The organism is Lutibacter litoralis (genome assembly GCF_014646675.1).
Taxonomy (GTDB): Bacteria; Bacteroidota; Bacteroidia; order Flavobacteriales; family Flavobacteriaceae; genus Lutibacter; species Lutibacter litoralis.
In genome coordinates this window covers 558,845-570,990 of record NZ_BMNS01000001.1, presented here as the reverse complement: position 1 = coordinate 570,990, position 12,146 = coordinate 558,845, and the positions used below count along the sequence as shown (strand labels likewise).

The 12,146-nt window shown below is 28.6% G+C and carries 10 protein-coding genes; 8 read left to right on the top strand and 2 right to left on the bottom strand.

Features of this window, described 5'->3' with window-relative positions:
• Nucleotides 1-70: 70 nt before the first annotated feature.
• On the bottom strand, nucleotides 71-1,039 hold the full coding sequence (gene trpS, locus IEW75_RS02535; protein ID WP_134248466.1) for a tryptophan--tRNA ligase: 969 nt from the start codon (nucleotides 1,037-1,039) through the stop codon (nucleotides 71-73).
• A gap of 80 nt (nucleotides 1,040-1,119) precedes the next feature.
• Between trpS and IEW75_RS02530 the strand changes: the two genes are divergently transcribed.
• The 8 genes from IEW75_RS02530 to IEW75_RS02495 all read left to right on the top strand — a co-directional run bounded on the left by IEW75_RS02530 (nucleotide 1,120) and on the right by IEW75_RS02495 (nucleotide 11,582).
• Complete coding sequence (locus IEW75_RS02530) at nucleotides 1,120-1,890, top strand: lysophospholipid acyltransferase family protein (protein WP_134248465.1); 771 nt, start codon at nucleotides 1,120-1,122, stop codon at nucleotides 1,888-1,890.
• A gap of 25 nt (nucleotides 1,891-1,915) precedes the next feature.
• Nucleotides 1,916-2,572, top strand: a complete 657-nt coding sequence (gene trhA, locus IEW75_RS02525) for a PAQR family membrane homeostasis protein TrhA (protein ID WP_134248464.1) — start codon at nucleotides 1,916-1,918, stop codon at nucleotides 2,570-2,572.
• A 260-nt stretch (nucleotides 2,573-2,832) separates the two neighbouring features.
• Entirely contained in the window at nucleotides 2,833-3,570 is a 738-nt protein-coding gene (locus IEW75_RS02520; RefSeq protein WP_134248463.1) for a LytR/AlgR family response regulator transcription factor, read from the top strand.
• A 3-nt stretch (nucleotides 3,571-3,573) separates the two neighbouring features.
• Complete coding sequence (locus IEW75_RS02515) at nucleotides 3,574-4,896, top strand: sensor histidine kinase (RefSeq protein ID WP_134248462.1); 1,323 nt, start codon at nucleotides 3,574-3,576, stop codon at nucleotides 4,894-4,896.
• A gap of 324 nt (nucleotides 4,897-5,220) precedes the next feature.
• Entirely contained in the window at nucleotides 5,221-7,497 is a 2,277-nt protein-coding gene (gene porZ, locus IEW75_RS02510; protein WP_134248461.1) for a type IX secretion system anionic LPS delivery protein PorZ, read from the top strand.
• A 2-nt stretch (nucleotides 7,498-7,499) separates the two neighbouring features.
• A complete protein-coding gene (recO, locus tag IEW75_RS02505; RefSeq protein ID WP_134248460.1) occupies nucleotides 7,500-8,216 on the top strand; it encodes a DNA repair protein RecO in 717 nt (238 codons plus the stop codon).
• Nucleotides 8,217-8,218: 2 nt separating this feature from the next.
• Nucleotides 8,219-10,672: a TonB-dependent receptor plug domain-containing protein gene (locus tag IEW75_RS02500; RefSeq protein ID WP_134248459.1), complete on the top strand. Its 2,454-nt coding sequence runs from the start codon at nucleotides 8,219-8,221 to the stop codon at nucleotides 10,670-10,672.
• 268 nt (nucleotides 10,673-10,940) lie between these two features.
• Nucleotides 10,941-11,582: an O-methyltransferase gene (locus tag IEW75_RS02495; RefSeq protein ID WP_134248458.1), complete on the top strand. Its 642-nt coding sequence runs from the start codon at nucleotides 10,941-10,943 to the stop codon at nucleotides 11,580-11,582.
• Nucleotides 11,583-11,584: 2 nt separating this feature from the next.
• On the opposite strand, the gene IEW75_RS02490 is transcribed toward IEW75_RS02495, so the two are convergent.
• The gene (locus IEW75_RS02490; protein ID WP_134248457.1) at nucleotides 11,585-12,145 is read right to left on the bottom strand and encodes a phosphatase PAP2 family protein; all 561 of its coding nucleotides are present in this window, start codon (nucleotides 12,143-12,145) and stop codon (nucleotides 11,585-11,587) included.
• Nucleotide 12,146 lies beyond the last annotated feature (1 nt).

Genomic DNA, 12,146 nt, shown 5'->3' with positions numbered 1-12,146 from the left:
ATCACTTTTTAGACAGCTTTTTTATATAAATACTGTAATACCCTAGAAAAAAGGAATCCAACTAAAACTTTTAATATCCAATTTTAGCACGTACTCTTTTTAAAACATCTGAAGCTACAACTTTAGCCTTTTTTGCTCCAATTGCCAATGATTTATCTATTTCATTTAGATTTTCCATATAATAATTATAACGTGCTCTTTCTTCAGAAAATTTAGTGATTAGCAATTCATAGAAAGCTTGTTTTGCGTGTCCGTAACCATAATTTCCTCCTTCGTAATTTGCTCTCATTGTTGCAATTTCCTCTGGAGAAGCTAATAACCTGTACAAGGCAAATAAATTACAAGTATCAGGGTTTTTAGGTTCTTCTAAAGGTGTAGAATCTGTTTTAATCTTCATAATTTGTTTACGAAGCTGCTTGTCTGGTAAAAACAGATTGATAATATTCCCACTAGATTTGCTCATTTTTCCGCCATCAGTTCCAGGAACCCACATAGTTCCTTCTTGAATTTTTGCATCTGGCGGAACCAAAGTATCTCCCATTTGATGGTTAAAACGATTGGCAACATCTCTAGAAATTTCTAAATGTTGTAATTGGTCCTTTCCAACGGGAACAACTTCAGCATCGTACAATAAAATATCGGCTGCCATAAGCATTGGATATGCAAATAATCCTGCATTTACATCTTCTAAACGATCTGCTTTATCTTTAAAACTATGCGCTAATGTTAAACGTTGGTATGGAAAAAAACAACTTAAATACCAAGATAACTCTGTAACTTCTGGAATATCACTTTGTCTGTAAAAAACAGTTTTATTAACATCTAATCCAAAAGCAAGCCAGGTTGCAGCCGTACTGTAAGTATTTTGACGTAATTCTTCTCCGTTTTTAATTTGTGTAAGTGAATGCATATCTGCAATAAACAAGAACGATTCGTTTTTTGGATCGTTTGCCATTTCAATTGCTGGAATAATTGCTCCTAATAAGTTACCTAAATGTGGAGTTCCTGTACTTTGAACTCCTGTTAAAATTCTTGACATTTACTTTTTAATTTTGACAGCAAAAATACATATTTAAAAAGAAAAATAAGAATAGAATTAAATATGTATTTTTGAAACTTATGAAACAAATAAATCAATTTTATAAATACCCTTTATATATATTTTGGCGTTGCTGGTTTTATGGTTGGTTATTATTTAGCATTATCGCTATTTTTCCAGTATTATTAATTGTAACCTCATCAGATAAATTTTATCCAGTATTTTTTAAAATAGCAAAAGCTTGGGGAAAAACCTTGCTATTTGTAATGGGTTTTAAATTAGACGTGCAAGAAGATGATACTTTAGACGATACTAAGAGCTATATGTTTTGCCCAAATCATACCTCTATGATTGATATAATGGTGATGTTAGCTTTAGCTAAAAATCCATTTGTTTTTGTTGGAAAAAAAGAATTGACGAAGATTCCAATTTTTGGATATTTTTACAAACGAACTTGTATTATTGTTGATAGAAGCAATTCTAGAAGTAGAAAAGCAGTATTTGATGAGGCGAGAAAAAAGTTAAGCAACGGTTTAGATGTCTGTATTTTTCCTGAAGGATTAGTTCCAGATGATGAAAGCGTTGTTTTAGCAAATTTTAAAAATGGTGCCTTTCGTTTGGCAATAGAACATCAAATTCCAATAGTACCAATAACAATGTACGATTGCAAAAAACGATTTTCGTATACTTTTTTTAGCGGAAGCCCAGGAAAATTACGAGTAAAAATTCATCATTTTATTAAAACTAACGGTCTTACTTTAAAAGACAGCGCTACCATTAAAAATAAAACCTTCGAGTTAATTCATAAGGAGTTAATATCTGACATAAAAAGGCAAGATAAGAATACTTAAATATTGTAAAATTCGTTTTATAAAAATGGAACAAAAAAAAATCACCTATTACAACCCTAAAGAGGAAAGATTTAATGTAATTTCACATGCATTTGGCTTGGTTTTAAGCGTTATCGCTTTGGTTTTATTAGTTGTTTTTGCAAGTTTAGAGGGTTCCGTTTGGCATGTTGTTAGCTTCAGTATTTACGGAGCTAGTTTAATAGTTTTATATGCAGCATCTACATTTTATCACAATTCAAAAACGCCTAAATTACGTTATAGATTAAATATTTTTGACCACGCGTCTATTTATATTTTAATAGCTGGTACTTACACACCTTTTACCCTAGTTGTATTAGATGGTTGGGTTGGATGGACAATTTTTGGTGTTTCTTGGGGGTTGGCATTTACAGGTGTAATTTTAAAACTTTTTTTTATTGGAAAATACGACAAAATTTCAACCATTGCTTATGTTTTAATGGGTTGGCTTATTGTTTTTGCCATTAAACCGTTAGTACAAAACTTACCTATTGAAGGTTTATTTTGGCTTCTTGGCGGTGGAATTTCCTATACAGTTGGTGCAATTTTGTACAGTATTAAAAGTATAAAATACAACCATGCTATTTTCCATATATTCGTGTTATTAGGTAGTTTTTGCCATTTTATGGTTATCTTTTTTTATGTACTACCTATAAAAAAATAACATCATAAAAACTTATTAATTTTATCTCAGTTCATATTTTTAGAAACTTCACTAAAAACCTCCTAAACAGACAAATAGCTTTTAAATAAAATTTCAAAAATTACTCTTATCAACCTTATTTTGTGAAGTATTTATAGAAGATAAAAATCAAAATTCACACAATTAAACCAATAATATTTTGAAATTAAAGACTAACAGTTTGAACATATATTCAAATGTTGTATCTTGCAAATTAATTATTTAACATCGACCCTTTTACTATGTTACATATCCTATTAGTTGATGATGAAAATGATGCTTTAGAAGCATTAGAATGGAAGCTTAACAACTATATTGACAACGTGGAAGTTACCAAATGTAACTCTCCAATTGCAGCCATTGATATAATAAATGAAGAGAAGCCAGACGTTGTTTTTTTAGACATCCAAATGCCTGAAATGGATGGCTTCACAATGATTGAAAAGTTAGAATACAGAGATTTTAACCTTATTTTCACAACCGCACATGATGAATTTGCTTTAAAAGCAATAAAAGTATCCGCAATAGATTATTTATTAAAACCAGTTGATAAAGATGAACTGATTATTTCTATGGATAAAATTCAAAACCTTAAAAAGGGAGATTTATTAGAAAACAAACTACAAGTTTTATTAAATAATTTGAATGATAATAATGATAAAATAAATATTTCTGCTGATGGAAAAGTTTATTTGTTAGATAAAGATGATGTAGTTATGTTGAAGTCTGATAAAAGTTATACTACTATTTACTTGAAATCAGAACAACAAATTGTGGTTTCAAAAACACTAAAAGAAGTAGAAAAGAAATTTCTATTTCCACACTTCTTTAGAGTTCATAATTCGTATCTAATAAACTTAAATCATGTGAAAGAATACTTAAAAGGTTTGGGTGGTGAATTAATTATGACCAATGGTTTAACAGCCAGTATAAGTAGAAATAGAAAAGCAGAATTATTTAAGAAACTTTATTTAGACTAGAGAATGCTATTAGATTATCATTCTGAAATATATGCATGGATAAGAGGAGGGTTATTTATCTTGTTTGTGTACCATATTTTAATTTTTTTCCAAAACAAATCTAAACTATACTTATATTATAGCTTATATCTGCTGTCATTTAGTATTTATTTACTTAAAGATGTAGTTATTGGAGGCAATGCTTTATTTGAATACTTAAATTATTCGGTACAGTTTTTAGCTTTTGCTGCGTATGTTTCTTTTGCTAGGGATTTATTAGATTCTAGAACTCATTTATTAAAATGGGATAAATTTTTTGAAATTTCAGCTCGGGTATTTCTTTTATTGGGATTGATGTTTGTAGTTATTCAATTCTTATTTGGATATGAATTTCAAATTAAGGCTTTTACGTTAATAGCACCTTTTTTAACATTATTTGCCGTACTTACCTTTTATATTATAATTACTAAAATTAAAAACAACTCAGCAATTTATTTTGTTATTGGATCTTCAGTATATGCAATTCTAGCTAATATTACTTTTTTAGAACATTTTATTGGAAAAGAACCATTTACTAAAATAGGTATTGAACCAAAACTATTTATTTACATTGGTTTAATACTTCAAGCTTTAATTTTTTCAGTTATTATAGGCGCAATAATAAAAAGAATTCAAGATAAAAGTAAAAATGCAGAGGTACGATTAGCAATTAAATTGAAGGAAATGGAGGAATTAAAAATGACGGCACTTCAAAGTCAAATGAATCCACATTTTTTATTTAATTCTTTAAACTCCATAAATAATTTTGTAATAAAAAGTGATGTTGAAAAAGCCTCAGATTATATTACTAAATTTTCAAAATTAATTCGGGTTATTTTAAATAGCTCATCAAGTCCAACTTCAACACTCTCTGATGAGTTGGAAATTCTCGCGTTATATGTTAAATTAGAACAAATGAGAGTAAGTGGTGGTTTTAATTATATTGTGAATGTTGATGATTCACTTAGTTTAGACTCTATTAAAGTACCACCATTATTTTTGCAACCTTTTATTGAAAATGCAATTTGGCACGGTATTATGAAAATGGAAGGTGAAAAAACAATTAAACTATCAATAAAAGAAGAAAATAAAAATGTTTTATGTGTTGTTGAAGATAATGGAATTGGTATAAATAAAGCCAAAGAACTGTCTCATATGAGCCAAAAACGTAAGTTTTTTGGTGCAGAAGCTACAGAAAATAGGATTAGAATTTTATATCAAAATAAAGACGTGCATATTTTAACAAAAGATATTTCATCAAATACAAAAACAGGCACACAAGTTTCAATTAGGTTTCCTCTTGCGTAAAACTAACATCATTTTTACAAATTAGTTTTAAAACATTTAATTTACCATTTATTTATAAAAACATACCATTTGCATATTTATTACAACTCTTTATTAACATCGTTTATTAAAATCTAATTTCTATCGTATATTTGATTTGTATTAATGTCAAGAGGGGTTTTGACACTGTACATTAAAACATTAAATAAGTCTTTGGGGTTGATTTATTTATTCCTTGAACATTATAAAATAATTTATATAATGTTCAAGGTTTTTTTTTGCTCTTAATTTATTATAAACAATCCTTTCTCTTTTAATTTTTTAATAGATATATTTGAAAAAATTATGAAAGATATATTTCAAATATTACTATTCTACCTTTTAACTACAGCAGCTTGGTCTCAAATTGATTATTCAAATAATTGGGAAGATTTCTATTCATATAATAATGTAAAAGATTTTATAAAAACCGAAGATCAGCTACATGCAATTGTAGATAATGCTGTTTTTACATTTAATAGTGCAACAGGAGAAATGTCAAAAATTTCATCTGTAAACGGACTTTCAGGAGCATCAACATCAAGTATCTTTTACAGTACTACTTATAAAAAATTAATTATTGGTTATGAAACTGGATTAATTGAAATAATTGACAATAAAAACACCATTACAATTTTAAAGGATATCGTTAATTTTAATTTTTCTGGAAGTAAACAAATAAATAATATTACAGAACACAATGGTAAACTATACCTTTCAACTTCATTTGCAATAGTTGTTTACGACTTAGATAAATTACAATTTGGAGATACCTTCTTTATAGGAAATCAATCATCAGAAACAAGAATAAATCAAATTAAAATAGTTGACAATACCATTTATGCAGCAACTGAAAATGGAATTTATACAGCATCCGTTAACAATTCCAACTTAATTGATTTTAATAACTGGACGCACCATTTTTTAGACAACTTTTCCTCAATTGAAGCCTTTAATAATCAGATATATGTATCTAAGGGACAAACGTTATATAAATTTATAAACGGCAATCTTCAACTCCAAAAAAATTATCCTCAAACAATTAATGCCTTAAAAGCTTCGGAAGATTATTTAGCATTAGCAACACAAAGATATGTGTACGTACTAGATAAAAACGATATCGAAAAATTAAACTATGTAACCAATACTAATCAAGAGTATTACTATAACTTAAATACTGCTTACTTTGAAGATAACAACCTTTATTTAGGCACAAAAGAGTTTGGAATTTTAAAAAGTACTACAGAAAATATTCCAAATTTTGAAGAAATTCATCCAGATGGGCCTGTATCAAATTTACCATTTTCCATTTCAGTTAAAGAAAATCATTTGTGGGTGGTATATGGTTGGCACGACGGTGCTTACGCACCTAGAGGAGGACGTTATGGAATAGATCATTTTAATGGAATTAATTGGTACAACAAACCATACAGCAATATTAATGTTAGAGATTTAGTGCGTGTTACTTTTGATCCAAATAACATAGAAAAAGTATATATAAGTGCTTATGGTGAGGGCATGTTAATAGTTGAAAATGATGAAATAACTACACATTGGACCCATTTAAATAGTGGCTTGGAATGGCGTACTAGAATTAATGGAGCCGCTTTTGATTCTGATGGAAATTTATGGATCGCAAATGCTTGGGTAGATAAAAAAATTAAAAAATTTGGAACAGATGGAAGTTGGAGTGGTTTTGATATGAGTACTGTAATGACAAACCCTGCTTTAGGCTTAAATGAACTTATTGTAGATAAAACAAACAATATTTGGATTGGATCAAGAAGAAATGGAGCATTCGTTTTTAACGAAAATGGCAATAAAAAAAGAGCACTTACCACAGAACCAACAAACGGATCGTTACCCGATCCAAATGTAAGAACAATACAAGCCGATAACAATAATAGAATTTGGATTGGTACGCAAAAAGGATTAGTAGTATTTTATAATGCAGCAAATGTTTTTAACGATTCAAGAGTTGATGCAGAACCTGTAATTATTTTAGATGACGGCGGTATTCCAAAAAAACTTTTAGGTGATCAAGTAATAAATTCAATTGCAATTGATGGAGCAGATAACAAATGGTTTGGAACTAACAATGGAGGTGCTATAAAAACCAATCCAGATGGTAAAAACACCATACACACCTTTAACACTAACAATTCTCCTTTACCTTCAAATACAATCTTAAAAATTGCTATTGATGAAGTATCTGGTAAAGTTTATTTTGCCACCTCAAATGGGATTGTTGCATTTAATAGTAATGTTGTTACCTATGGTGAAACACTCCCAGAAGTTTATGCATATCCAAATCCTTCAACAAAAAGCAACGAGTTTATAACAATAGATGGTAGAAATGGTACACATTTACCTAAAGGAACAAATATTAAAATTTTAGATACAGCAGGTAATTTAGTGCATGAAACCAATGTTAACGAAGATGAGGAATTATTTGGAGGAAAAATTATATGGGATAAAACAAATTTAGCTGGCACAAAAGTGGCCTCAGGCATCTACATTGTCCTTTTAATTGATAGTGAAAAACAACAAACAGCAATCACAAAAATTGCAATTATCAATTAAAAATGATTGAAAACACTAAGGCCATTGTTATAAACACTATTAAGTATGGCGATACCAGTTTAATAGCTACTTGTTATACAGAAAAAAGAGGTCTAAAAACCTACATGTTAAAAGGAGTTTTAAAGGCTAAAAAAGCAAAGGTTAAAGCAGCATATTTTCAACCACTAACACAACTACATTTAACAGCCAATCACAATACTAAAGGAGCGTTAAATTCTATAAGAGAAATAGAAGTTATTAATTTTTATAATGCTATTTATTCCGATATAAAAAAGCAATCCATTACATTATTCCTATCCGAAATTTTGTATTATTCTATAAAGGAAGAAGAACAAAATATTTCGCTTTTTAACTATCTAGAAGCTTCTTTACTTTGGTTAGATGCACATGAAGATATTTCAAATTTTCACTTACTTTTTTTGTTGAATTTAACCAAGTATTTAGGGTTTTATCCAGAAACAAAAAACAAAGATTTCCCTTATTTTGATTTGTTAGAAGGAAAATTTATAAATACATATAAATTAAATACAATATCTGGAGAAAAAATAACTCAATTTAAAAAGTTGTTAGGCATAAATTTTGATGTAATAGAGCGGGTAAATTTTAATGCATCAAACAGACAAGATGTGCTATCAATTTTGATACAGTATTTCGAATTTCATATTGAAGGCTTTAAGAAACCTAAATCTTTAAACGTTTTAAAATCAGTATTTAGTTAATTATGAGAGTTATAACTATTATTTTAATTAGTTTATTATCAGTAAAAGCAACAGCGCAGCAAGTGAAAATTCTTGAAAGAGGTTCAAATTTTCCTATAGAAAATGTTACAATCTATAATGATAGTAACAATAGTTATGTACATACTGATAAAAATGGAATTGCAGATTTATCTTCATTTAAAAACTCTGACATTCTTTTTTTTAATCACCTTTCCTATATAGAATATGAAATTTTAAAAAGAGAACTTGCAGTTGTTGAGTTTGTAGTTTATTTAACCCGAAAAGCTGAAATGTTAGATGAAATTGTATTATCAGCTTCTAAAGGTGCAGAAAAAAGAAGTAGAATAGCGGAACAAGTAGCAATAACTTCAAAGGAAGAAATAAAGAAAATAGCTCCTCAAACCTCAGCAGATTTATTAGCCAATTTACCTGGAGTACGTGTGCAAAAATCTCAATTTGGAGGTGGAAGTCCTGTTTTACGTGGTATGGAAGCTAATAGGGTACTTTTAGTTATTGACGGGGTAAGAATGAACAATGCTATTTATAGAATGGGACATTTACACAATTCTATTTCTGTATCTCCAAATATTTTAGACAGAACTGAAGTTGTTTTTGGACCTTCATCTGTAGTTTATGGTTCCGACGCACTGGGTGGAGTAATTCATTATTACACTAAAACACCTAAAATAAGTTCTAAAAATAAAGTAAACACACAACTGTATTCTAGATATAGCAGTATAAATAATGAATTTACATCACAAGGAAATATTGAATTGCGCAGAAAAAAATGGGCTTCTTTTACAAGTGTTTCATATAATGATTTCGGAGACCTAAAAATGGGTAATAACAGAAATCACGGCTTTGATAATTGGGGAAAAGTTAACGAATACTCTAACAACACCAATAGTTATTATAGTGACACACCTCTTGTAAATAGCGATAATTTAATTCAAAAAAATACCAGTCACAATCAATTAGATATTTTACAAAAAATTGCAATTCCGCTTTCAAATACTAGTGATTTAATGTTTAATATTCAATATTCTGAATCTTCAAACCTTAAAAGGTTTGACGCTCTAAACGAATATTCTAATAATAAATTAAAATGGGCAGAATGGTATTATGGACCTCAAAAACGTCTGCTAATTTCATCGCAATTAAAAATAAACCCAACTAAATCTTGGCTTGAAAATGGTACAATAACTGCCGCATTTCAAAATATAGAAGAATCTAGAATTCAACGGAAATACAATAGTTTAAACCGTTCTTATAGAAACGAAAATGTAGATGTACTTAGTTTAAATGGGGACTTTTTTGTACCTCTAACAAAAGGAGATAATAGAATTTTATCTTATGGCTTTGAAACTACTTACAACAAAGTAAATTCTAATGCATATGGAAAAATACTAGATGTTTATAATAATACTGTAGTAGGGTTTTCAGATAATTATACTGTGCAGTCTCGCTATCCAGATGGTGGAAGTAGCTATACAAGCATAGCTACTTACATAAATTACAGACAAGATATTAATAAAAAGACAACGTTAAACACCGGAGCAAGAATTGTTAATACCAATTTAAAAGCCACTTGGATTGATGATACTTTTATTACGCTACCCGATTTTAATATTTCACTAAATAACGCAGCTGTTACTGCTACTTTAGGTTTTGCATATAAACCTTCAGAAAATTGGCAATTAAATAGTGTTATTTCCTCAGGATTTAGATCTCCAAATATTGATGATGTTGGAAAAATAAGAGAAAAATCAGGGAAGGTAACCGTACCAAACATTCATTTAAAACCTGAGTACGCATATAATTTTGAAACAGGTATTTTAAAATATTTTAACAATAAAAAATTCAACGTAGGTTTAAATGTTTATTACACCCTTTTAAACAACTATATTACAAGAGATTTTTTTGAGATAAATAACGCTCCTACTATTTTATACGACGGTGAAGAAGGTACAGTTGTGGCAAATGTAAACAAAGATAATGCCTATATAACTGGAAGCACCTTTAGTTTTAAAGGAAATATTAATGAAACTTGGAATACAAAAGGCTCCCTAACGTATACAAAAGGAAAAACCTACGATACTAAATTACCCTTATCCTCAATCCCTCCTTTATTTGGAAATTTAGAAATTGGGTTCGAAAAAGATCGATTTCAGGCTAATTTAAACTGGAGATTTAATGCTAAAAAAAGGCTGGAAGATTACAATTTAATTGAAGGTATAGACAACATAGAGCAAACGCCTTACAACGCACTTACAGATAGTTTTTATGGCAACCCAGCATGGAATACTTTTAGCTTACATTCCAATTATAAAATAAGCAATAGCTTTACCCTATTTCTAAATATTGACAACATCTTAAATACACATTACAAAGAATTTGCCTCTTCAATAAGCGCGCCTGGTAGAATTTTTTCAATCTCAGCAAACTTAACTATTTAATTATCAGGAAATTAAACGCCTTTAAAAAACATATTAAACAAAAATTCTCATCACTAAAAATTTCAATCGCAAATAAATTTGTTGCTTTAATGCTATGGCATAATTATTTTTTAGAACACTGAAATGTGAATTGACATATTAAGTTTTAAAACCATAGAAAATTTTAAATTAACAGTATTTGAATAACAACCAAAATTAGAGCCCAAAATTAAATTGTTTAAATTAACATATTAAATAATCTCTTTTTGTAATTTTAAAATTAAAAAAAATGAGTTTTTTACCAGAAAGAATAGACAACTATGTTGTGGATCATTCACAAAAAGAACCTGAATTATTACAACAATTAAACAAAGAAACTTGGCAAAAAGTATTAAACCCACGTATGTTAAGCGGTTCATATCAGGGTAGATTATTATCAATAATTTCAAAATTAATACATCCAAAAATTATTTTAGAAATTGGCACTTATACTGGTTACTCTGCCTTGTGTTTGGCTGAAGGAATGCAAAAAGAAGGGCGACTAATTACTATAGACAAAAATGAAGAATTAGAAAATTTCGCAAAAAAATATTTCAATAAATCTGCATACAAAAATCAAATTCAACAACAAATAGGAAATGCATTGGAAATTATTCCAACCTTAAATCAAAAATTTGATTTGGTTTTTATAGATGCCGATAAATCTAATTATATTAATTACTTTAATTTAATAATTGAAAACATGAATCCAGGTGGTGTTATTTTATCTGACAACGTTTTGTGGAGTGGTAAAATAATTGAAGAACTTAAACCAAATGATATTGATACAAAAACACTTATCGAATATAATAAAATGTTAAATACGGATACGCGAGTTGAAACAGTTTTACTTCCTATTAGAGATGGTTTAACTATAACCAGAGTTAAATAAGACTAGTCTTTCAACACAAAAAAGTATGTTATTTTATAAAATAGTAGCGCAATTAAAAAACCTAATACCATTCCTACAATAATATCAATAGGGTAATGTACTGCTAAATATATTCTACTGTAAGCAAACAAAATTGGAAATAAAAATAAGATATAAGCGTGCCTATAATGCTTCTTTAAAATCCAAAAAGAAATAAAAGAAATAGTAAAAGAAACAGTTGAATGTCCAGACACAAAACTAAAATCGTTTTGCTCAATTAAAACTCTTAAAGATTCGTTTATTGTGATATCGTTAATTGGTCGTAACCTTTGAACGCTATTTTTAATCAAGTTTACAAACATTAAAGCTGAAATACCGCTAATGGCAATAAATAATGAAATTACTGTAGTTTTTTTAAACCCAAAAATTTTAAATCCAAAAAAATAAATTACAAAAAACAGCCAAACCCAATGCACTGGGTTGGTAATAAAAATCCAAAAAGTATCCCAAGTTAAAGAACCTTTTGAATGCAAGTAAAGAAGTAATTGTTTATCGTATTCAATAAGTGAATTCAGTAATTCCAAA